Origin of the sequence: Agrobacterium sp. RC10-4-1 (genome assembly GCF_014138475.1) — a bacterium.
Taxonomy (GTDB): Bacteria; Pseudomonadota; Alphaproteobacteria; order Rhizobiales; family Rhizobiaceae; genus Agrobacterium; species Agrobacterium pusense.
Map to the genome: position 1 here is coordinate 127,084 of NZ_JACJIT010000003.1, position 22,614 is coordinate 149,697.

At 58.2% G+C, this 22,614-nt stretch carries 24 protein-coding genes, 1 tRNA gene and 1 pseudogene; 19 read left to right on the forward strand and 7 right to left on the reverse strand.

What is annotated here, in order from left to right; all coding sequences use genetic code 11:
• Positions 1-201 precede the first annotated feature (201 nt).
• The 6 genes from FHW77_RS09105 to motA all read right to left on the reverse strand — a co-directional run bounded on the left by FHW77_RS09105 (position 202) and on the right by motA (position 5,357).
• On the reverse strand, positions 202-639 hold the full coding sequence (locus tag FHW77_RS09105; protein ID WP_004439999.1) for a BspJ family T4SS effector nucleomodulin: 438 nt from the start codon (positions 637-639) through the stop codon (positions 202-204).
• 5 nt (positions 640-644) lie between these two features.
• Positions 645-1,727 carry a flagellar biosynthesis protein FlhB gene (gene flhB, locus FHW77_RS09110; protein WP_004439997.1) on the reverse strand — a complete coding sequence of 361 codons (1,083 nt, stop codon included), beginning with the start codon at positions 1,725-1,727 and terminating at the stop codon, positions 645-647.
• Between the two features lie 126 nt (positions 1,728-1,853).
• Positions 1,854-2,897, reverse strand: a complete 1,044-nt coding sequence (gene fliG, locus FHW77_RS09115) for a flagellar motor switch protein FliG (RefSeq protein WP_004439994.1) — start codon at positions 2,895-2,897, stop codon at positions 1,854-1,856.
• A 27-nt stretch (positions 2,898-2,924) separates the two neighbouring features.
• Positions 2,925-3,464, reverse strand: a complete 540-nt coding sequence (fliN, locus tag FHW77_RS09120; protein ID WP_004439989.1) for a flagellar motor switch protein FliN — start codon at positions 3,462-3,464, stop codon at positions 2,925-2,927.
• A gap of 64 nt (positions 3,465-3,528) precedes the next feature.
• Positions 3,529-4,488 carry a FliM/FliN family flagellar motor switch protein gene (locus tag FHW77_RS09125; protein WP_022555618.1) on the reverse strand — a complete coding sequence of 320 codons (960 nt, stop codon included), beginning with the start codon at positions 4,486-4,488 and terminating at the stop codon, positions 3,529-3,531.
• Positions 4,485-5,357, reverse strand: coding sequence for a flagellar motor stator protein MotA (motA, locus tag FHW77_RS09130; protein ID WP_004439982.1), 873 nt, complete (start codon positions 5,355-5,357; stop codon positions 4,485-4,487). Before motA ends, FHW77_RS09125 begins: the two co-directional genes overlap by 4 nt.
• Before the next feature lie 185 nt (positions 5,358-5,542).
• Between motA and FHW77_RS09135 the strand changes: the two genes are divergently transcribed.
• The 18 genes and pseudogenes from FHW77_RS09135 to FHW77_RS09220 all read left to right on the forward strand — a co-directional run bounded on the left by FHW77_RS09135 (position 5,543) and on the right by FHW77_RS09220 (position 21,902).
• A complete protein-coding gene (locus FHW77_RS09135; RefSeq protein ID WP_004439979.1) occupies positions 5,543-6,322 on the forward strand; it encodes a DUF1217 domain-containing protein in 780 nt (259 codons plus the stop codon).
• 1 nt (position 6,323) lies between these two features.
• A complete protein-coding gene (flgF, locus tag FHW77_RS09140) occupies positions 6,324-7,058 on the forward strand; it encodes a flagellar basal-body rod protein FlgF (protein WP_004439975.1) in 735 nt (244 codons plus the stop codon).
• Between the two features lie 11 nt (positions 7,059-7,069).
• Positions 7,070-8,476 carry a flagellar protein export ATPase FliI gene (gene fliI / locus FHW77_RS09145; RefSeq protein WP_004439972.1) on the forward strand — a complete coding sequence of 469 codons (1,407 nt, stop codon included), beginning with the start codon at positions 7,070-7,072 and terminating at the stop codon, positions 8,474-8,476.
• 41 nt (positions 8,477-8,517) lie between these two features.
• Positions 8,518-9,042: a hypothetical protein gene (locus tag FHW77_RS09150; RefSeq protein WP_373969202.1), complete on the forward strand. Its 525-nt coding sequence runs from the start codon at positions 8,518-8,520 to the stop codon at positions 9,040-9,042.
• Between the two features lie 160 nt (positions 9,043-9,202).
• Positions 9,203-9,595, forward strand: a complete 393-nt coding sequence (gene flgB / locus FHW77_RS09155) for a flagellar basal body rod protein FlgB (RefSeq protein WP_004439967.1) — start codon at positions 9,203-9,205, stop codon at positions 9,593-9,595.
• 3 nt (positions 9,596-9,598) lie between these two features.
• Positions 9,599-10,018: a flagellar basal body rod protein FlgC gene (gene flgC / locus FHW77_RS09160; RefSeq protein WP_004439964.1), complete on the forward strand. Its 420-nt coding sequence runs from the start codon at positions 9,599-9,601 to the stop codon at positions 10,016-10,018.
• Entirely contained in the window at positions 10,015-10,350 is a 336-nt protein-coding gene (gene fliE, locus FHW77_RS09165) for a flagellar hook-basal body complex protein FliE (protein WP_004439961.1), read from the forward strand. The genes flgC and fliE overlap by 4 nt, the downstream gene beginning before the upstream one ends.
• Before the next feature lie 18 nt (positions 10,351-10,368).
• Positions 10,369-11,157, forward strand: a complete 789-nt coding sequence (flgG, locus tag FHW77_RS09170; RefSeq protein ID WP_003503427.1) for a flagellar basal-body rod protein FlgG — start codon at positions 10,369-10,371, stop codon at positions 11,155-11,157.
• Positions 11,158-11,177: 20 nt separating this feature from the next.
• Positions 11,178-11,666, forward strand: a complete 489-nt coding sequence (gene flgA / locus FHW77_RS09175; protein ID WP_004439958.1) for a flagellar basal body P-ring formation chaperone FlgA — start codon at positions 11,178-11,180, stop codon at positions 11,664-11,666.
• Positions 11,667-11,728: 62 nt separating this feature from the next.
• Positions 11,729-12,784 (forward strand): annotated as a pseudogene (locus FHW77_RS09180) (flagellar basal body P-ring protein FlgI); the annotation flags it as partial.
• Complete coding sequence (locus tag FHW77_RS09185; protein WP_004439951.1) at positions 12,781-13,317, forward strand: MotE family protein; 537 nt, start codon at positions 12,781-12,783, stop codon at positions 13,315-13,317. The pseudogene FHW77_RS09180 and the gene FHW77_RS09185, both read left to right, overlap by 4 nt.
• Complete coding sequence (gene flgH / locus FHW77_RS09190) at positions 13,314-14,033, forward strand: flagellar basal body L-ring protein FlgH (RefSeq protein WP_004439948.1); 720 nt, start codon at positions 13,314-13,316, stop codon at positions 14,031-14,033. Before FHW77_RS09185 ends, flgH begins: the two co-directional genes overlap by 4 nt.
• Positions 14,034-14,060: 27 nt before the next feature.
• A complete protein-coding gene (locus FHW77_RS09195) occupies positions 14,061-14,561 on the forward strand; it encodes a flagellar basal body-associated FliL family protein (protein WP_004439944.1) in 501 nt (166 codons plus the stop codon).
• A complete protein-coding gene (fliP, locus tag FHW77_RS09200; RefSeq protein WP_004439940.1) occupies positions 14,558-15,295 on the forward strand; it encodes a flagellar type III secretion system pore protein FliP in 738 nt (245 codons plus the stop codon). The genes FHW77_RS09195 and fliP overlap by 4 nt, the downstream gene beginning before the upstream one ends.
• 372 nt (positions 15,296-15,667) lie before the next feature.
• A complete protein-coding gene (locus tag FHW77_RS09205) occupies positions 15,668-16,678 on the forward strand; it encodes a flagellin N-terminal helical domain-containing protein (RefSeq protein ID WP_006698203.1) in 1,011 nt (336 codons plus the stop codon).
• A gap of 587 nt (positions 16,679-17,265) precedes the next feature.
• Positions 17,266-18,609, forward strand: coding sequence for a flagellin N-terminal helical domain-containing protein (locus FHW77_RS09210; RefSeq protein ID WP_044459707.1), 1,344 nt, complete (start codon positions 17,266-17,268; stop codon positions 18,607-18,609).
• A 346-nt stretch (positions 18,610-18,955) separates the two neighbouring features.
• Positions 18,956-20,305, forward strand: coding sequence for a flagellin N-terminal helical domain-containing protein (locus tag FHW77_RS09215; RefSeq protein ID WP_064263213.1), 1,350 nt, complete (start codon positions 18,956-18,958; stop codon positions 20,303-20,305).
• Between the two features lie 259 nt (positions 20,306-20,564).
• Positions 20,565-21,902, forward strand: coding sequence for a flagellin N-terminal helical domain-containing protein (locus FHW77_RS09220; protein WP_004439930.1), 1,338 nt, complete (start codon positions 20,565-20,567; stop codon positions 21,900-21,902).
• Positions 21,903-22,103: 201 nt separating this feature from the next.
• Here FHW77_RS09220 and FHW77_RS09225 read toward each other — a convergent pair.
• Positions 22,104-22,178 (reverse strand) — tRNA-Thr (locus FHW77_RS09225).
• Between the two features lie 155 nt (positions 22,179-22,333).
• Between FHW77_RS09225 and FHW77_RS09230 the strand changes: the two genes are divergently transcribed.
• Positions 22,334-22,600, forward strand: coding sequence for a hypothetical protein (locus tag FHW77_RS09230; protein WP_004439927.1), 267 nt, complete (start codon positions 22,334-22,336; stop codon positions 22,598-22,600).
• The last annotated feature ends 14 nt before the right edge of the window (positions 22,601-22,614 follow it).

Here is a 22,614-nt window from a genome sequence, read left to right on the forward strand (position 1 = left end):
GCCGTTCGTTAACAAATCGTTAATTCGATAGGTACCAAACAACAACGCTGATTTGCAAGGCGTTCCTCGCTTTCCCATAACGGTTTTGCGCGCGGTGGCAGGCTTCGGGCAAGGTCGGGTGAAAAAGCGATCAGGCAAAACCGTCGCGACCGCCGTTTCGGCAGTCGCAACCGGTCATCGGCTGGATATTCGGCGGATGGTTCAGGCCGCTTCGCCCTGGTGGGTCGAAACGAATCGGGCGGCCATCAGGCTATGGCGGAGGAACTCGGTGTTTTCGTCGGGATTTTCCGAAGGGTTCTGAAACGACACATGATTGATTTCGACCGCCGCATGTTCATTGGCCAAGATCAATTGTGCATAGACCGTGGCGCCGATCGGTTTGATTTCGAGATCGAGAACGATCTCCGGCGCGCCTTCCCATTCGAGTTTATATTCGCCGCCGGCGCCGAAATTGATCGTACCGGGATGATAATAAAGCTCCGCAGCCGATGACACGAGATCGGCAATGCTGCCGTAGCACTCGAATCTGAGCAGCGAAATCAGGTCGGCCGGGTCTAGCAATCGTAGTTCTGTAGCGATCGGGTTGATCGCCTCTGCGACGATCATTTCCCGCTGTTCAGAATAGGCGGATTTTTTCATTGGTCTTATTGAACCCGTATTTTCGATGACTTCATGGCGTAAACCCGATGAACAAGCTCAGCCACAGCCTTATAAAAGGCTGGTGGAATCACACTATCGATCGAGACTTGCGCAAACATGGAGCGCGCAAGCGGTGGGTCCTCAAAAACGGGGATATTATTTTCTTCCGCAATCTCGCGGATTTTCAATGCGATAAGGTCCTGGCCCTTGGCAACGACAACAGGCGCGTCGCTTTCTTCACGCACGTAACGCAGCGCCACCGCAAAGTGTGTCGGGTTGGCGATGACGAGGGTCGCGCGAGGCACGTTGTTGATCATACGGCGGCGGGCACGGTCGCGGGCAATCGATCGCTGACGGGATTTGACGACCGGGTCGCCCTGCGACTGCTTGTATTCTTCCTTCACCTCATGCTTCGTCATTTTCAGCTGGGTGAACCAGTGATGGCGCGTCCATAAAACGTCCACGGCGGCGAGCAATGCGGTCGAAAGCAGGATTACGATCATCATCTTTTTGACGATCTCGACGACCCGGACAAAAATAACCTGCGGATCGGAAAACATCAGATCGATGAGGCTGTAGAACTCGCCGCGCAGAGCGAAGAACATGATGGTCGAGACGATCATGATCTTGAAAACGGACTTTCCGAATTCCACGAAACCCTGCTTGCTATAGATGCGCGTGAAACCCTTGGCGGGCGATACGCGGGACCATTGCGGGCGCACCCGTTCCAGCACCGGCGACGGCAGGTTCTGGAAAAACGAAGAGGCGAGGCCGAAGACGATGAACATGATCATGGCCGGCATGAGCAAATAGGCCATGGACGTGCCGAGGAAGTACAAAAGCGACAGGGCGTCTGGCCTGGTGCTGAGGTCCCATTGTTCGGGCTGGCCGAACAGGTCCTTCAGCGTCTCGCCGATGCGGCTGGCACCGTCGGGCAGAAAGAAAACGAGATAACAGTAAAAGGCCAGTGACGACGCAAAGATCGGCACTTCACGGGAAAAGGGCAGATTGCCCTTTTCCGCCGCATCACGGAGTTTTTTCTCCGTTGGGGCTTCTGTTTTACTGTCCTTGTCCTGATCGTCTGCCAAGGCACGTTCCCGGGATAAAAAAAGGCCCGCCGATCCCGGCAGGCCGTCGTCCCGAAACTAGCGCCGGCGGCTGGCCACCGCAATGACCGCCTGCAGCAGATGGGCCGGTTATCAACCGGCTTCCACTCAGGCCGCAGCCGATTGTTCTTCCGCGGCAGCGTCCTTCAGCTGGATCTGGCCGGAATTGGCCAGCCGGATAGCCTCCTGTGCAACGGCACGGCGGGCAATCGCCACTTCGCGGGTGTTGATCGAGGCCTGCGGCACCGCAAGGTCCGATTCGATCATGCGGCGCTGGCGCGGGCTGATGCTGGAAAGCACACATTCCTTGATTTCCATCGTGGCGCCGCGCAACGCCATCGTCAGAACATCGGCCGACACATCGTTCAGCAGCATGACGCGGCTGCGCTGCGGCATGAACATGAGGTCGTCGAAGAGGAAGATCTTCGGCTTGACCTTGTTTGCGGCTTCCTTGCTGAGCGTCTCGAGCGAGCTGAGCAACGTATCGACCTGCGGCTTGTCCAGTTCGTTCATCAGGTCGGCAACCTTCGTGGAACCGCCGGCATTGCGCTCGGCTTCGATTTCGTTGATGAGGTTGACCACACGCTTCTCGATGATCTGGGCGGCCGTCGGGCTCACCTCCTTCATGTTCACCGTGCGGTTCATGATATCGGCGCGCTGCTCTTCCGGAATGGTCAAAAGAACCTTGGCACCGAAGGACGAGGGCAGCATGGAGAGAATATAGGCGATGGTCTGCGGATGTTCGCGCAGCAGGAACTTGCCGACGAATTCCGGCTCTGCTTCCTGCAGGCGGTCCCAGATCGATGCTTCATAGGCCTGGAACGCTGCGCGGCGGCCGAGAAGGCTGTCCACTTCTTCAGGGGTCAGACCTTCTTCGAGAATGCTCTCGATTGCCTTGGCATTGTCCATCAGACCCGTTCCTTCGGTGAACAGGTCCTCGAACTCGGCCACGATCTGCGCAAGTTCATCGGGAGGAATGACGCGAAGGGTCTGGGCCGAGGAAATGATCATCTGCAATTCGTGCTGCGTGAAAAACTTCAGCAGCTTGCCGGCGACGCCCTTGCCCATGGCAAGAAGCACCGCGGCCGCCTTGTCGGCCTGAGACAACGGCTTGCCCGCAATTGGGTTACCGAAATCTTCAAAGTCCATCATGGTCTTTCCTCTCCGTCCCCACAGGGATCAGGCTTTCTTCGTACTCAGTACTTCAATCAATTTTACGCCGAAGCGCGTATCGTCGTCTTCCAGAACCGTTATTTCACCGCGCGCAATACGGCGGCCATTCACCATGATCTCGACCGGCTCGCCGATCTTGCGGTCGAGTGCGATCGTCGCGCCCTCCTCCAGGCTCATCAGCCCCGAGACGAGCATTCGGCTGGTGCCGAGAACGATCTGGACATCGATCGGGATATCCATGATCAGGTCGATGTTTTCGGACAGGCCGCTGCCCAGCGGTGCCTTTACGCCCACAACCTGCGGGGCGGCGGCAAAATCGTCCATCGCAAAATCGGCCGCTCCGCCACCGAAGGCGGAAAGGTCGGTATCCGTAGAAACCTCGTCCGTATTTCCGAAATCGCCGAAGTCGCCAAAATCGGAGAGCGAGCCTTCCGCATCCGTCTTGAGGACGCCACGCAGATCGCCGATAGCCTGGTCGAGGTCGCCGCCGTCTTCAAACGACGGCAACGCCGCATCATCGGTCACAGGTGTTTTCTTCGTAGCCATGCGCTGATTATTCCCTTTGAAACTTGCGTCAGCCTGCCCAAACCCAAAAAGGTCGGGCAGGATTTTAACCCATCAAATGTCGTAAGATCTCGTCGTCCGTGCTGACATTGTTCTTGACCCGAACCATGTAGCGGTCGCCTGACTTGCCGAATTCGCAATTATAGAGCTTGGAACCGTTAGCACTGACCTCAACGCCGATATCGTCCTGGTTGAGGGCCTGAAACGGAATGACATCGCCGGCCACCAGCTTCGAAATCGTACGGAGTGTCAGCGTTTCGAGCTTGATGCGGGCCTCAAGCGTGACCTGCGATCTCTTCACCTGTTCCGAGATCATCTCCATCCACTCTTCCTGCTTCTTCAGCGCCTGCGCTGAAGCCTTGGGAGCGACGATGGATGTCTTGAGCAACGGACGCTGCGGTATGATCAGCGAGAATTCCGACGACACTTTGCCAATGTCGATTTTCATGCGGATGTTAACGCCGTAGAGGCCCGCAATCATCTCGTCGAAGGCACTTTTGCCATTGGAATTGAACGGCGGCTCGATAGCCGCTTCAAAACCGCCCGGCGCATTGACTCCGGAACGGAGCACGCCGCCGATACGTCCAAGGACCATGGCAGCCAGATCGAGCTCGATATGGGAAAGACTGCGCTCATCGGGTTCGCCGATGCTGTCCGGTGCTGCACCGAGCATGCGCTCCATGAGCGCGATGACGAAGCCATTGCCGACCGTCATCATGAAGTTCGGGCACCAGTTGCGCAGGGAACAATCGGCCACCGCGACATTCTGCCCGACATTGGCGATCAGGTCGGTCATGAGCCCCGATTCGGAGCCGATATATTCGACGTCTATCGCAATGCCGGTCTCGCTGTGAAAAATATCCGGCAGGAATTCGCTGTAGAGGTGGCCGATATCGGAACCGATCTTCGCGATCGTCCTGCGGTCGGAAAGCCCGCCGGTGAGTTTCGCGAGCAAGGCGGTGTCGATGGCGGGAGCTTTTTGCGCTGCAGCTTTTGCCATGGTCATGCCGCCTTGTTTTCGCCGCCGGGATTCATCATCTCCTGCTCGACGGCGTCGATGGACGGCCGCTCGTAGTTGGAGATGGTCTTGCGGCCATATTCAAGCGCGACCTGCGGCACCGAACCGTTCATGTAGGCGATCAGCGTCTGCTTGACGATGATGTAGAGGCGATGCTGCTTGGTGCGGACGATCTTGACCTGCGAGGCGAGCGGATTGCAGATCGAATAGGACAGGATGATACCGAGCATGGTGCCGACCAGCGCGGCGCCGATGAGGCCGCCCAGCACTTCAGGCGATTCATTGATCTTGCCCATCGCCTTGATGACGCCGAGAACCGCTGCGACGATACCGATGGCAGGGAAGGAATCGCCCATGGTGGTGATCGCGTGGTAAGGCTTCAGCTTGTCGTGGAGGATGGTCTCGATTTCTTCATCCATCAGCGCCTCGATTTCGTGGCTGCGGGCATTGCCGATGATGATGAGGCGGACATAGTCACAAATGAACGAGGTCAGTTCCTTGTTCTTCAGAACCGATGGCGCGCTCTGGAAGATCGAGGATTCCTCGGGATTGTCGATATGGGCCTCGATCTCGTTGCGCGATTTCGTGCGCAGGTCTCGCATCAGCGAATAAAGCACGCCGAGCACGTCGAGATAGTTGCGCTCCTTCGGAACCGAGTGCTTGAAGGCCTCGCCGAGCGCCTTGCCAGAATCCTTCACGACCTTCATCGGGTTCGCCATGATGAAGCCGCCGAGACCGGCGCCGCCGATGATCATCAATTCGAACGGCTGAATCAGCACGTCCAGATGACCGCCCATCGCCATGTAGCCGCCGATGATGCAGCCGAAGGTGATTATAAGTCCAATTACAATATTCATTGATCGACCACGCCCGAACAGTGTTCCATGCCGCCATGTCTAAAAAATGTGGCTTGCGTGAACCTGTCCGCAAAGCCTCTCCGCGCTTCAGCCTCCAGCCAGTTTCGCACAAGCAAGCCGCGGCACTATGCCGGCAAAGGCGGACGTGCGCCTTGAGATCGGGATCAAACGAGAGCGGCGGTTCAGTGACTTCCACCTACACCAGCTACAGACTGATCAGTCAGGATATCGGCAAGTCGCTTGAGCGGGTGTCGAAGCAGCCGGACGTGGCGCGTGAGACCGAATATTACCGCGCAAAGATCGGCGACGTGAAATCCATAGACGATTTCATGGCGGATACCCGCCTTTACAATTACGCGCTCAAGGCGCACGGGCTCGAGGACATGGCCTATGCGAAAGCCTTCATCCGCAAGGTCCTGACAGAAGGCGCGACCGACAAGAATGCCTTCGCCAACAAGCTTTCCGACAGCCGTTATGCGGATTTCGCGAAATCGCTGAATTTCGCGGATCTGGGTGCGGCGGCGACTTCGGTCGATGCAGCCCAGTCGGGCGTCATTACCAAATACGCCCGACAGACGCTGGAACAGGAAGCGGGCGACGACAATAACGGTGTTCGTCTCGCCCTTTATTTCGAGCGCAAGGCGCCGACGATCAAATCCGGCCTCGACTTTCTGGCCGACGATGCGCTCGCGCAGGTGTTTCGCACGGCCTATAACCTGCCCGACGAATTCGCCGGGGCAGATGTCGAGAAACAGGCTGCCCTCATCGAAAAAACCATCGATGTCAAGGACCTGCAGGATCCTGAAAAGGTCGGCAAGCTGCTCGAGCGTTTCACCATCATGTGGGAAATGCAAAACCCCTCGACGACCTACGATCCCCTCGCCGTCTTCGGCTCCTCCAGCGGCTACGGTATCTCCGCCGACCTGCTGATATCCATCAACTCCCTGAAACTCGGAGGCAAATGATATGCAATCCGGACTATACGTCGCCTTGTCCTCGCAGATCGCGCTGGAGCGTCGTCTTACCACCATTTCCGACAATATGGCGAATGTGAACACGGTCGGCTTCCGCGGTTCCGAAGTGAAATTCGACGAAATGGTCGCCAAGAACCATAATGACATGAATGCCAAGATCGCCTTCGTGTCCCAGGGCAACGACTATCTCTCCACGCGCCAGGGCGCTTTCGAGCAGACCGGCAATTCCTTCGATTTCGCCATCAAGGGCGATGCCTGGTTCTCGCTGGATACGCCCGACGGTCAGATTCTGACCCGTGACGGCCGCTTCACCATGCGGCCTGACGGCGCGCTCATCTCCTCCAGCGGTTACCCGGTCCTCGACGCCGGCGGCGGCCCGATCCAGCTCAATCCGAATGGCGGCCCGATTACCGTGGGTCTTGACGGAGCCATCAGGCAGAACGAAAACATCGTCGCCACGCTTGGCATCTTCCAGGCGGATTTTTCGCAAGGTTTCCTGCGCCACCCCAATAGCGGCGTGAAGCCCGTGGCTCAGCCGGTCCCCGTCGTCAACAATCACGAGGTCGGCGTCGTTCAGGGTTATCTCGAACAGTCGAACGTAAACGGGATTTCCCAGATGACGCAGCTCATCCAGGTCAACCGTGCCTTCGAAAGCATCTCCTCTCTGATGCGCGATACCGAATCGACCTTCGGTGAGGGCATCAAGACGCTTGGTGGCGCGCGCTGAGGAACTGACCAATGACAATGCCGGTATCCATGCTTTCGGCTGAAGCCATTTCACCGAAGCTCGCCCAACTGGCCGGCCTTGCCGGACATTATGCCGATCCGGAATTTTCGGTGGCGCCGGGCGGCCACGTTCGCACCATCGCAGCCGGGCACTATACCGTGTCCGGCCTGTCCCGGCATGTGCGGCTTGGCGAGTTTGTCGCCCATCGCAGCCCGACCGGCATCCATCTCGGCGAAGTGGTGCGCGTTGAGCCGGATATCTGCTACGTGTGCCCTATCGAGCCGGGCGAACCGATCGGCATTCACGATACCGTCATCCGCAAGGGCGCCTTCCGTGTCGCGCCTGATGATAGCTGGTGCGGGCGCACCATCAATGCGCTTGGCGAACCTATCGACGGCCAGGGACCGCTTGCCGCCGGCCTTGAACGCCGTTCGATTTCCAACAATGCGCCACCCTCAATGACCCGCAAGAGGGTGGAGACCCCGTTCAAGACCGGGGTGCGGGCAATCGATATTTTTTCGCCGCTGTGTCTCGGCCAGCGCCTTGGCATTTTCGCCGGCTCGGGCGTCGGCAAATCCACGCTGCTGTCCATGCTTGCAAAGGCTGACGCCTTCGACAAGGTGGTGATTGCACTGGTCGGCGAGCGCGGACGTGAAGTGCGCGAATTCATCGAAGATACGATGGGCGAGAACATGAGCAAGTCCATCGCCGTTGTCGCGACAAGCGATGAAAGCCCGATGCTGCGCAAGATGGCGCCGCTTTCCGCCGTCACCATTGCAGAGCATTTCCGCGATCAGGGCGACAATGTCCTCCTCATCATTGACAGCGTGACGCGATTTGCCCATGCGATCCGCGAAGTGGCCGTTGCTTCGGGTGAACCGCCGGTGGCGCGCGGTTACCCCGCCTCCGTCTTCACCGAGCTGCCGCGTCTTCTGGAGCGGGCGGGACCGGGCGCCGAAGGCACCGGCACCATCACCGCCATCGTTTCCATTCTGGTGGATGGAGACAATCATAACGATCCGATCGCCGATTCGACCCGCGGTATTCTCGATGGTCACATTGTGCTCGACCGCAGCCTTGCAGAAGAAGGCCGCTACCCGCCGATCAATCCGCTCGCCTCGATCTCGCGTCTCGCCAAGAAAGCATGGACGCCGGATCAGGAAAAGCTGGTGTCACGCCTCAAGGCGCTGGTGCATCGCTTCGAGGAAACGCGGGATCTTCGCCTCATCGGCGGTTACCGGCCGGGCACCGACCCAGACCTCGACATGGCGGTGAAGCAGGTTCCGATCATCTATGAAACGCTGAAACAGCTGCCGAACGAACCGGCGGCACAGGATGCCTATGCTGACCTTGCGACCGCATTGCGCGGCGGCGCGCAGAACGGCCAGCCGCAGGTAACCCCGAGAATGAGAGGCTGACCGTGAAGAAAAAGCGGAATAACGATAGCTACGATGAAGACGTGCTGCCCAAGCCCGTTTTCTTCACACCCGACCGTATTCTGGCATGGACAGGCATCACGCTTGCCGCTGCAGCAGCCTTCTTCCCCTGGTACGTGTTCTTCAACGAGGAAAAATTCGGCATGAAGGTGGCGGGCGGCGACCGCACCCGCGATCTGCCCCATACCGGCCCGCGGGAAGTCTTCAGTGTTTCTCCGATGGCGATGACCAATCGCAACAAGGAAGACACCCCACCGCCGGCCGAACTGCCCGACATGCTGACGACGGCGACCGTGAACGCAGGCGGCAAGGAAAAACAGAACAATCTCGCAGCCGGGGTCGAGGACCAGCCCTTCCCCGGCCAGACCGCCTTCCGTCTGCTGCATGTCTCCAACGGCCGCGCCCTGATCGAAGACGGTTCGGGCATGTATATGGTGAGGGTCGGCTCGACCCTGCCTGATAATGCGCTGCTGACGAAGATCGAGCAACGCAACGGCGAGTGGTTGATAGAGACATCCTCTGGAAAAACCTATCACCCCGAAAAATAAAAGAAATTTCTTCCGATCAAAAGGCGCGCGGCATCTGCTGGCGCGCCTTTTTTCTTTGTGCAGGCCGCGCATCCATGCGCCGTCGCACCCCTTCGTCTTCTCCGCAAGTCTGACGCAAGATTAGCCCCGTAGGTTCGGGGCATACGAGATGGAGAAGTCTATGCAACCGATTCAACTGTTCGAACTGGCATCCCGCCAAGCGGAATGGCTGAGCGTGCGGCAGGAAGTCGTGGCGACCAACATCGCCAACGCCAACACACCCAAGTTCCACGCCAAGGATGTCAGCCCATTCGAAGCGGTCATGCAGGCCACCAGCCAGCAGGTCGGCATGGCGAGGACCAACCCTGCCCACTTCGGCGAGAGCACACTCAGCGACAATATCGCGGTGCGCGACAACCCGGTCAACAACGAGATCGGCATGCAGGAATCGGGCAATTCGGTCGCGCTTGCGGAAGAAATGACCAAGACCGGCGAGATCAAGCGGCAGTACGAGCTGAATGCCAATCTCGTCAAATCCTTCCATCGCATGATGCTGATGACGGTTAAGAGGTAAGCCATGGATCCCTTGAGTGCGGCGAGCAAGATCGCCGGCAGCGGCCTGGAAGTGCAGTCCACCCGACTGCGCATCGTGTCTGAAAACATCGCCAATGCCAGATCGACGGGTGACACACCCGGCGCGGACCCCTATCGCCGCAAGACAGTCACCTTCGGTTCGGAACTCGACCGTGTCAGCGGCGTCGAGCGCGTGACGGTGAAAAAGCTCGGCGTCGATCGCGGCGACTTCATCAACGAATACGACCCCGGCAATCCGGCCGCCGACGCAAACGGCATGGTGAAGATGCCGAACGTCAACATCCTGATCGAAATGGCAGACATGCGCGAAGCAAACCGCAGCTACGACGCCAATCTTCAGGTCATCCGCCAGACACGCGACCTCGTCGCCTCCACCATCGACCTTCTGAAGGCATCGCAATGATCGACGGCATCAAACAACTCGGCTCCCTCTCGCTGACGCGCGGCGCCGGCAGCGTTTCCCCGCTCACCGACAATATTTTCGGCAGCGAGAAGACGACACCAGCGCAGCAGACCGGCCAGAGCTTCGCAAGCGTTCTCGGTAATGTTTCCGTTGACGCGATGAACAACCTCAAGAAGGCCGAAGTCGCTTCTTTTGAAGGCATTCAGGGCAAGGCGAATACGCGTGAAGTCGTCGATGCCATGCTTTCGGCCGAGCAGTCGCTGCAAACCGCCATCGCGCTCCGAGACAAGATCGTGTCGGCCTATCTCGACATTACCAAGATGCAGATCTAGCCCAGCAGGAATATTGACATGAGAGCTCTTGCCATCGCTGCCACCGGTATGGACGCCCAGCAGACCAATCTGGAAGTCATCGCCAACAACATCGCCAACATCAACACCACGGGTTACAAGCGCGCGCGGGCGGAGTTCACCGATCTTCTCTATCAGACCGAGCGCATGCAGGGTGTGCCAAACCGCGCCAACCAGGCGATCGTGCCCGAGGGCGCCAATATTGGCCTCGGCGTGCAGACCTCGGCCGTGCGCAACATCCACACCCAGGGCAATCTGATCGAGACCGGCAACAAGCTCGACGTCGCGATCATCGGTCAGGGCTGGTTCCAGATCGAGGCGGCCGATGGTTCGACGCTCTACAGCCGCGCCGGCGCCTTCAACAAGAATGCCGATGGTAATCTCGTGACGGTGGATGGCTATAACGTCATTCCGAATATCAATATCCCGACCGACGCGCAGGACATCACCGTTACCCGCACGGGTCAGGTGACGGCCCGTATCGGCAACGCCGCCGACTTCACCGAGCTTGGCCAGCTGACCATCGCCAACTTCGCCAACGAAGCCGGCCTGAAGCCGCTCGGCGACAACCTCTTCGCCCAGACACCGGCTTCCGGCGACGCCGTCATCGGCGTGCCCGACGATCCGAGCTATGGCTACATCAAGCAATCCTACCTCGAAGGCTCGAACGTCGACGCCGTCAAGGAAATCACCGACCTCATCACGGCGCAGCGCGCCTACGAGATGAATTCCAAGGTCATCACCACCGCTGACGAAATGGCTTCGATTGTCAGCAAGAACCTGAAGTAAGAACGGAAAGGCAGGCGAACATGAGGTTTGGCCGGAAAAATAACAGCTGCAAAAGGGCGCTCGCCCGTATGTGCCTGGCGTCTGCCTTTTCAATCGGCGCTTTCGCGCCTGCCTTCTCCCAGGCGCCAATGGCGCTGGTTCCCGTGCGCACCATCTATCCGGGCGAGACGATCACGTCCGAACAGGTGAAGCCGGTGGAGGTGACCAATCCCAATATTTCCGCGGGTTACGCGAGCGACATCAGCGAAGTGGAAGGCATGATCTCCAAGCAGACCCTGCTTCCCGGCCGCACGATCCCCGTTGCCGCCCTGCGCGAACCCTCGCTCGTCACGCGCGGCACCAGCGTCAAGCTCGTCTTCACCATCGGCAATATGACGCTGATGGCTTCGGGAACACCGATGACTGATGGCTCGCTCGGCGAAGTCGTACGGGTACGCAACATCGATTCCGGCGTCATCGTCAACGGCACGGTCATGAAGGACGGAACCATTCAGGTGATGGCGAAATGAGAGTGCTTCGTATCCTGGCCGCGGCCATCCTGTTTTCGGCCCAGCCCTTCCTTTCCGTTCCGGCAGCCCAAGCGGATACGTCCCGCATCAAGGATATCGCATCGCTGCAGGCGGGGCGTGACAACCAGCTCATCGGTTACGGTCTCGTGGTCGGCCTGCAGGGCACGGGCGACAGCCTGCGTTCTTCGCCGTTTACCGAGCAATCCATGCGCGCGATGTTGCAGAATCTCGGCATCACCACGCAGGGCGGCCAGTCGAATGCCAAGAACATCGCCGCCGTGATGGTGACGGCCAATCTGCCGCCCTTCGCGAGCCCCGGCAGCCGCGTCGACGTGACGGTGAGCTCGCTCGGCGATGCCTCTTCGCTGCGCGGCGGCAACCTCATCATGACGTCGCTTTCCGGCGCCGACGGGCAGATTTACGCGGTCGCGCAGGGCGCACTGATCGTCAACGGCTTTTCGGCGCAGGGCGATGCGGCAACGCTGACCCAGGGTGTCACCACGTCGGCGCGCGTGCCAAACGGCGCGATCATCGAACGGGAGCTGCCGTCGAAGTTCAAGGATTCGGTCAATCTGGTCCTACAGCTGCGCAACCCCGACTTTTCGACGGCCGTGCGCGTCGCAGACGTCGTCAACGCCTTTGCCCGCGCCCGTTATGGCGATCCGATCGCCGAACCGCGCGATTCGCAGGAAATCGCGGTGCAAAAGCCTCGCGTCGCGGATCTCACCCGGCTGATGGCGGAAATCGAAAACCTGACCGTCGAGACGGATACCCCGGCCAAGGTCGTCATCAACGAACGCACCGGCACGATCGTCATCGGTGCGGATGTGCGGATTTCGCGCGTCGCCGTCAGCTACGGCACGCTGACCGTGCAGGTGACCGAATCACCGCAGGTCATTCAGCCGGCACCCTTCTCGCGCGGCCAAACGGCGGTGCAGCCGCAGACGGATATCATGGCGATGCAGGAAGGCAGCAAGGTCGCCATCGTCGAAGGACCTGACCTTCGCACGCTGGTTGCCGGTCTCAACAGCATCGGGCTCAAGGCGGATGGTATCATCGCCATCCTGCAAGGCATCAAATCCGCCGGCGCCCTTCAGGCGGAGCTTGTGCTGCAATGATGGAACGTCAGACCAAAAATCCGCTTTCGAATGGCCTCGTCCGCTTCGCGGCGGTCGCGTCGCTGCTGTTCCTGCTGCCGGCCGCCGGCGCGGAGAGCCAGCAGAACGTGGTTTCAGAACTCAGCACGCAGGATGAAATCCAGAAATTCTGCACCAACATTGCCGATGCGGCCCGGGATCAGCGTTACCTGATGCAGAAGCAGGAGCTTGAGAAGCTCCAGTCCGACGTGAACGAGCGCATTTCCGTGCTGGAAAACCGCAAGGCTGAATATGAAGACTGGCTGGCGCGCCGCGAACATTTCCTCAACCAGGCCAAAAGCAACCTCGTCGACATCTACAAGACGATGAAGGCGGATGCCGCCGCACCGCAGCTCGAGAAGATGCATGTGGAGATTGCTGCTGCCATCATCATGCAGCTGCCGCCGCGTCAATCCGGCCTCATCCTCAGCGAGATGGACGCGCAGAAAGCTGCCACCGTCGCCGGCATCATGTCGCAGGCAATCGACAAAAACACTTCGAAGGATCCTTCATGAGCACGCGTCGTCTTCCGGCCCTCCTCCTGCCGCTCGCTCTCCTGGCAGGCTGCCAGAACAACCAGACCCTGAAGGAAATCGGTAACGCACCGGCGATGAGCCCGATCGGCAGCGGTCTGCAATTCAGCCAGACACCGCAGATGGGCATGTATCCCAAGCAACCAAAACACATGGCAAGCGGCTATTCACTGTGGAGCGACAGCCAGGGCGCACTTTTCAAAGACCTGCGCGCGCTGAACATCGGCGACATCCTGACCGTCAACATCCAGATCAACGACAAGGCCGATTTCGACAACGAAACCGAGCGTAACCGCACCAATTCCAGCGGCTTGAACTGGAAGGCCAAAGCCCAGATCCTTGGCTGGACGCCGGACGCGGATTCCAACATCAAATACGGCTCCGACACCGATACCCAGGCCAAGGGCAAGACCAAGCGGTCTGAAAAGCTGACGCTGCTCGTGGCCGCCGTCGTGACGGGTATTCTCGAAAACGGCAACCTCATCATCAGCGGCTCGCAGGAAGTGCGCGTGAACCATGAAATCCGCATCCTCAACGTCGGCGGCATCGTCCGGCCGCAGGATGTGGATGCTCAGAACATGATCTCCTACGAGCGCATTGCCGAAGCGCGCATCTCCTACGGCGGTCGCGGCCGTCTGACGGAAGTGCAGCAGCCTCCGGTCGGGCAGCAGGTCGTGGACCTGTTCTCGCCGCTCTGACGCCGCACACGGGGAACGGACTGATCCATGGAAAACGAACAGGCAGAGGGCAAGAAGAAATCCTCCCCTCTGATCATGACCATCGCAGGTGTTGTGATCCTCACCTTGCTCGGCGCGGGCGGAGGCTGGCTCGTCGGCGGCATGATCGCACCGAAGATTGCCGCAACGGAGGCCCATGCCACCGCTGCGGCCGGTGGTCATGGCGAGAAGAAGGAAGAGGGTGTCGAGAAAATCGCGGCCGAACCGAACGGCATCGTCCAGCTCGATCCCATCACCACCAATCTCGCCTACCCCTCGACGAACTGGGTGCGGCTGGAGGTGGCGCTGATGTTCAAGGGGCCGGTGGAAGTCGGACTGGCCGAGGATATCCATCAGGATATCATGGCCTATGTCCGCACCGTTTCCCTTCAGCAGCTGGAAGGGCCGCGCGGCTTTCAATATCTTAAGGATGACATTCAGGAACGAGTTGACCTGCGCTCTCAAGGGCGCGTATCCAAGGTCATGTTCCGGACCTTTGTCATCGAATGATTCGATTTCTTGTAACCATCGCCGTCCTCCTCGCTTTGCCGGGCCTTGCCAATGCCCAGCAATTTCCGTCCGATCTGTTCAACACGCAGATAGACGGGTCTGTCGCGGCATGGATCATCCGCACCTTCGGGCTTTTGACGGTTCTTTCCGTCGCGCCCGGCATCCTGATCATGGTCACGAGCTTTCCGCGCTTCGTGATCGCTTTCTCTATCCTGCGCTCCGGCATGGGGCTCGCTTCTACGCCGTCGAACATGATCCTTCTGTCGATGGCGATGTTCATGACCTTCTACGTCATGTCGCCCACCTTCGACAAAGCCTGGACCGATGGCGTGCAACCGCTGTTGCAGAACCAGATCAACGAGCAGCAGGCCGTGCAGCGCATCGCCGAGCCCTTTCGCACCTTCATGAATGCCAATACGCGTGACAAGGATCTGAAGCTGTTCGTGGATATTGCCCGCGAACGCGGCCAGGAAGTGATGACCGACAACGTCGTCGATTATCGAGTGCTGGTTCCGGCCTTCATGCTGTCGGAAATCCGGCGCGGTTTCGAGATCGGTTTCCTTATCATCCTGCCGTTCCTGGTCATTGATCTGATCGTCGCCACCATCACCATGGCCATGGGCATGATGATGCTGCCGCCGACTTCCATCTCCCTGCCCTTCAAGATCCTGTTTTTCGTGCTGATCGACGGCTGGAACCTGCTTGTCGGCAGCCTCGTCAGATCGTTCAACTGACGGGCATTCGTGCCGAACTGACACCCATTAACCCTGTTTCTTAACCCCGCGTGCCCAAGGCCGCGGGGTTTTGGCGTTTTAAGACTTTGGTTACCAGCTTCGCTAGCGGATGAATAACTATAATTTTAAATTAAAAACTTACCTTTCATAGAAACAAACCAGTAACCATATGTATTTTCTAATATTTCTTCATTCGTAAATTAATAATTATGCAAGTTTTGACTGCGAAATTCGCCTCACACACAGCGGGTTTGGTTTCCAGAAGCAAGTAATTCTGAACCGAGTGGCATGAAGCCGAAACGTTGTGACCGGTAATACACAGTCCGGAATGTCCCCAACTCCAGTATCTCGTAAACACAAGGGACAAATACTATGGCAAGCATTCTCACCAACGCCTCCTCTATGGCTGCACTCCAGACCCTGCGCTCTATCGGCCAGAACATGGAAACGACGCAGGGCCGCATCTCGACCGGCCAGAAGGTAAGCTCCGCCGCCGACAACGCTGCTTACTGGTCCATCGCAACGACCATGCGTTCGGACAATTCCGCCCTTTCCACCGTTTCCGACGCTCTCGGCATTGGCGCCGCCAAGGTCGACACTGCCTATGCGGGCATGGAAGCCACCATCAAGGTCGTTCAGGAAATCAAGGACAAGCTCATCCTTGCCCAGGACCCGACCGCCGACAAGAAAAAGATCCAGAAGGAAATCGGCCAGCTCCAGAAGCAGCTGACCTCCATCGCCGACTCCGCAACCTTCAACGGCGAAAACTGGCTGAAGACCAAGGCGTCCAACGATGGCGTAGCGTTCGCTGCCGGCACCGACGACGCGGCTATCGCAAACCTGAAGAAGCAGGTTGTCGCATCCTTCACCCGTGACTCCGCTGGCGCCGTTAAGGTTCAGCGCGTTGACGTGCAGCTCAGCGGCTCGAACGTTCTGTTCGACACCGGCGCTGTAACGGACGGCAAGGGCACGGGCATCCTCGACAAGGCTGCGGTCGCAGACGGTGTAAAGCAGTCCATTTCGAACCTCGATATTTCGGACCTGTCGATCTACAAGGGCGCTGGCGCCACGATGCTCGGCACCGCCGCTGCCACGGACAACGACATCCTCGACAAGCTCATCAGCCACGTCGACAAGCAGCTTGAAACCCTCAACAGCGCCGCTGCTGATCTGGGTGCAGTCTCCAACCGCATCTCCATGCAGGAAGACTTCGTTACCAAGCTCTCCGACACGATGGAAAAGGGTATCGGCCGCCTGGTCGACGCCGACATGAACGAAGAGTCCACCCGCCTCAAGGCTCTGCAGACACAGCAGCAGCTGGCAATCCAGGCTCTCTCGATCGCCAACAGCGACTCGCAGAACATCCTGTCGCTCTTCCGTTAATCGGATCGTAAATGACGAAATGCAAGCCGCGCCCGAAAGGGCGCGGTTTTGTTTGTTGCATACTGCCAAATCCCCGGCAGAATTTGTTTACCATCCTTATTTTCGAAGGATTTACCACGATCCCAGCAAGGGCTTTGGTACTCGTCTAAATTAGTGATTTGGAAAGCACCGGCTGTCAGATTTTACCCATGGACAGCGGATAGCCGCGACCAGAATGACATGAATGACGCGATTGCAAGCGGGGGCTGACCGTCTCGCGATCGCGTGAATGGGGCGAGTGCAAGGGAGGCTGACCCGAGCACATCACCTGTCGACAAAGCCGCATCCGGCAACGGGTGCGGCTTCATTTTTTTTTAAACATTTCAGAATACGCGCGCGCACGCGTAAGGGTTGCAGAACAAATCTTCGGAATGCATTTTTTAGAAAATCCTTAGGTGTTCATTAACTATATAAAGGTTAGCTAAAGCCATCGAAACGGTGAGCTAACCTTTAAAAATCAGCCGGTTAGCAGGCATGATGCTGTGCGCCGTTCCCGGTGAGTCCGGAATGTCCCTTTTCTAATCAGCCATTCAAGGGGCAAATCTACCATGACGAGCATTCTTACTAACGTCGCAGCTATGTCTGCACTCCAGACCCTGCGTTCTATCGGCCAGAACATGGAAACGACGCAGGACCGCGTTTCCTCCGGCCAGCGCGTCGGCGAAGCTTCCGATAACGCTGCTTACTGGTCGATCGCGACCACGATGCGTTCCGACAACGGCGCCCTTTCTGCCGTGCAGGATGCCCTCGGCCTCGGCGCTGCCAAGGTTGATACCGCCTATTCCGGTATGGAATCGTCCATTGACGTCGTTAAGGAAATCAAGAACAAGCTGGTCGCTGCTCGCGAACCCGGCGTAGACAAGTCGAAGATCCAGGAAGAAATCTCGCAGCTTCAGGATCAGCTGAAGTCGATCTCCAGCTCCTCTTCCTTCTCCGGTGAAAACTGGTTGCAGGCAACCATCAGCGACGGTGCCGGCGAACTGAAGAACGTCACCAAGCAGATCGTTGGTTCCTTCATTCGCGATGCCGCCGGTAACGTCTCCGTAAAGACCGTTAACGTTGACCTGAGCCGCAACACGGTACTGTTCGACACGTCTTCGGGCGCTGCAAAAGACAAGCAGGGCGTTCTCGACTCCTATGCCTACTTTTCTTCCACCGGCAGCTACAAGCTGTTCGAAATCACCAATGACTCGGACGGCGCAGGCGCCGCACAGCCGGTAACCAAGGTTGCCGCAGCCAAGGTTTACACCGAAGCTCAGCTGAAGGGCCTGAAGGAAGCAACTGCCGGTACCGCCGTCACCTTCACCACCGCCGCCGCAACGGGTATCGTCACGATCGCTAACGCCGACACGACAGTCCCCAACGTCAACGGCACCTACTTCAATCTTGGCAACGACCAGTACGTGAAAATCAACACGACTGCGCCGACAGCTCCGGCAACCAAGACCAGCATTGCCGTGGGCCTCGACGGCACCACCAAGATCTACCTGGAAGAAGGCGCTGACGCCCAGCTCGCAACGCAGCTCACCTACTCGCTGACGTCGCTGGACATCACCAAGGACCTGACCGGCACGTTCAAGAACAGTGACGGCTCGGCAGTCTCGGAAAACCAGTATCTCGACGCGATGGTTTCCTTCGTCGACAAGCAGCTCCAGAGCATGACATCCGCCGCCGCCGACCTCGGCTCGGTCAAGATGCGCATTGAACTGCAGGAAAACTTCGTCAACAAGCTGACCGACTCGCTCGACAAGGGCGTTGGCCGTCTGGTGGACGCGGAAATGAACGAAGAATCGACTCGCCTCAAGGCTCTTCAGACCCAGCAGCAGCTCGCTGTTCAGGCCCTGTCGATCGCCAACAACGACTCGCAGAGCATTCTCTCGCTCTTCCGTTAATTCCGACACTCAATCGTCAAATGCGAACCGCGCCCGAAACGGCGCGGTTTTTTTCGTTTTATCGCCCGCGTTTCAAAGCGATAATCGTGAAGACCGCTCAAGGCAGCCCGTCCGACGCGGATGGCAAATATTACGTTTCAGTTTTTTAGATGGTATGCACGTATAAATTTTATCTCAAGTTTTTTACTACTTTAAGTATTTGTTAACCATAAGGCAGTTAGCTAGAGCCATCGAAGCGGTGAGCTAACCTTTTAAAATCAGCCAGTTAGCAGGCATGATGCTGTACGCCGCTCCCGGTGAGCCGGAATGTCCCTTTTCTAATCAGCCATTCAAGGGGCAATTTATTATGACGAGCATTTTGACAAACGTCGCAGCCATGTCTGCACTCCAGACCCTGCGCTCCATCGGCCAGAACATGGAAGCCACACAGGACCGCGTGTCCTCCGGCCAGCGCGTCCGGGAAGCTTCCAACAATGCCGCTTACTGGTCCATCGCGACCACGATGCGTTCGGATAATGGCGCCCTTTCCGCCGTCCAGGACGCCCTCGGCCTCGGCGCCGCCAAGGTCGACACCGCCTATGCCGGCATGGAATCCTCGATCGAGGTCGTCAAGCAGATCAAGAACAAGCTGGTGGCCGCCCGCGAAGCAGGCGTCGACCGGACCAAGATCCAGGAAGAGATCTCCCAGCTGCAGGACCAGCTGAAGTCCATCTCCAGCTCCTCCTCCTTCTCCGGTGAGAACTGGCTGCAGGCCAAGATCAGCGATGGCACGGGCAACCTCTCCGACATCACCAAGGCGGTCGTCGGCTCCTTCATCCGCGATAACAGCGGCAACGTTTCCGTCAAGACCATCAATGTCGCATTGAGCAACGAGACGGTTCTGTTCGACACCTCGTCCGGCGCGGCAAAAGACAAGCAGGGTATTCTCGATGCCTACGCCGTCTATTCCTCGACGGGTTCATACAAGAACTTCGAAATCACGACAGGCGTCGGCGCCGCAAAGGCCACCACGGTTAAGGCAGCGGTGGTCTTCACCGAAGCACAGCTTAAGGGCCTGACCCCTGCCGCGGCTGCAACCCCGGTCACTGCGATTGCGGATGCGACTACCGGCTTGGTTGTTGTCGCCAACGCTTCGGCCGCAGAGAACGGCGCATACCTGAAAATCGGTGACGATCAGTATGTCAAGGTCATGGGCGACGGCACCGCAGCGACTGCCTCGACGGGTACCGCCGCCATCGACACCGCTCAGAAAGCGCTCGGCACCTCCGCAATCGGCACCACGAAAGATGGCCAAAACGTCTACCTTCAAACCGGCGCCAACAATCAGCTCGCAAAGTCACTGTCCTACTCCCTGACCTCGCTGGACATCACCAAGGATCTCGTCGGCCCCGCCACCGTGACCCTGACGCCCGAGCAGGCGCTCGACGCCATGGTTTCCTTCGTCGACAAGCAGCTCCAGAGCATGACATCCGCCGCCGCCGACCTCGGCTCGGTCAAGATGCGCATCGAATTGCAGGAAAACTTCGTCAACAAGCTGACCGACTCGCTCGACAAGGGCATCGGCCGCCTCGTCGACGCGGAAATGAACGAAGAATCCACCAAGCTGAAGGCCCTTCAGACCCAGCAGCAGCTCGCTGTTCAGGCCCTGTCGATCGCCAACAACGACTCCCAGAGCATTCTCTCGCTCTTCCGTTAATTCCGACACTCGATCGTCAAATGCAAACCGCGCCCGAAAGGGCGCGGTTTTTTCGTTATCGTTAATAGAAATTATTATTTCCTAATTTTATTAATACAGGTTTAGGCTTTGTTAACCATTCGCGCCCTAAAAACTGGTCATCGAAACGATTGGTTAACCAAGACGAAAAAGAGGTTAACAGGCATCAAGCCGCTCGATCGTTCCCGGCGGCAATCCGGAATGTCCCTTTTCATTTCAGCCAATCAAGGGGCAAATCATTATGACCAGCATTTTGACCAACGTTGCGGCCATGGCCGCCCTCCAGACTCTTCGCGCCATCGGCAGCAACATGGAAGAAACCCAGTCGCGCGTTTCCTCCGGCATGCGCGTCAAGACCGCATCCGACAATGCCGCCTACTGGTCGATCGCGACCACCATGCGTTCTGATAATGGCGCCCTCTCCGCCGTACAGGACGCTCTCGGCCTCGGCGCCGCAAAGGTTGATACCGCCTATTCCGCCATGGAAACCACCGTCGATGTCGTCAAGGAAATCAGCAAGAAGCTGGTTGCCGCCCGCGAAGCAGGCGTTGACAAGGCCAAGATCCAGGAAGAAATCCGCCAGCTTCAGGACCAGTTGAAGAGCATTGGCGAATCCGCCTCCTTCTCCGGTGAAAACTGGCTGAAGGGCAAGATCAGCGACGCGTCCGGCAATCTGACGCCCATCACCAAGCAGGTCGTCGGCTCCTTCATCCGTGACGGTGCAGGTAATGTCGCCGTCAAGACCATCAACATCCAGGTCGACAACAAGACCGCGCTTTTCGATACGACCACCGGCGCGACGAAAAACGGCATTCTCGACAGCGCCGCCTATTACTCCGATACCGGCGCTCTTCGCGATTTCGAGATCACGACAACGACGCCCGCAGGTGTCCCCACAACAACACCCTATACCGCAAAGGTGTTTACCGAAGCGCAGCTTCTCGGTTTCCCCTCGGGCACGACAACCACGGTTTCCGCCGCAGACCCGGTAACCGGCCTCGTTACAGTCGCTGCCGCCACCACTGCACGAAACAACGGCACCTACTTCAAGATCGGTGAAAACGCCGCCGGCGAAGCGCTTTACGTGAAGGCCAACAACACGGCGCCGACACCTGCCGGTACCACGGTAACCGCGATCGGCACCGGTGGAACGTCCGGCAACAATATCTATCTGGAAACCGCCGCAGCGGATTCGCAGATGGCGCAGAAGCTCGACTACTCGCTGATCGACCTCGACATCACGAAGGACCTGGCCGGCCTGACCAATTCAAAGGGACAGCCGCTGACCGAAAACGAAGGTCTCGATAACATGATCCAGTTCGTCAACACCCAGCTGGAATCGCTCATCAGCGCAAGCGCCGATCTCGGCTCGATCAAGATGCGCCTCGATCTGCAGGAAGACTTCGTCTCCAAGCTGACAGACTCCATCGACAAGGGCATCGGCCGCCTCGTCGATGCGGACATGAACGAGGAATCCACCAAGCTCAAGGCTCTCCAGACGCAGCAACAGCTGGCGATCCAGTCGCTCTCCATCGCCAATACCAGTTCCGAAAATATCCTGTCGCTATTCCGTCAGTAAGCGGCGCCCGTTGGCTACGGGCGGTTTCGTCCCGCTCTGGCAGCAACAGAATATTCGGATGTGGAAACCGCGCTTCGCAAAGGGCGCGGTTTTCCCGTTTGCGAAGCTTTCACGAAGCGACAACACTCCGGAATGCGGTGAGCAACATGCAGGGTGTAGGGCTTGAGTAAGCGCGCAACTTCTTGAATTGTTGAGGTAAAATGGTGCTGCTAGAGAGATTTGAACTCTCGGCCTCTCCCTTACCAAGGGAGTGCTCTACCCCTGAGCTATAGCAGCATCCGGTGCCGAAGCGATCGCTTCAGCATCAAGCGTGGCGGCCTATTGCCACAGGTTTTTGACGAGCGCAAGTCGCAAAACGATATTCTTCATCAAGCGGCGCAAAAAAGCGCCCCCCCTGTTGAAAACAGCATTTTTCAGATATTGCTGAATCTATGACCGAACATCACGACAAACAGGTGAAGACAGCGCTCTGCGGGGACTTTTCCGCGGGCGCATCCGACGCGGCGGCCAGCGGCAAGCCGCAGGCGGGGCCCGGCGAAAAGGCGCGCCAGCGCGAGGCGGAACGGAAGGCGCGTGCCGCGAAGAAACTTCGCGAAAATCTTTTGAAGCGCAAACAACAGGTTCGCGCGCGCCGTGCCGGCGACGCAGACGACACCATTGGCCTGCCTGCCGCAAAAACGGACGAATCATCCTCATAGAGAATTCACAGCAT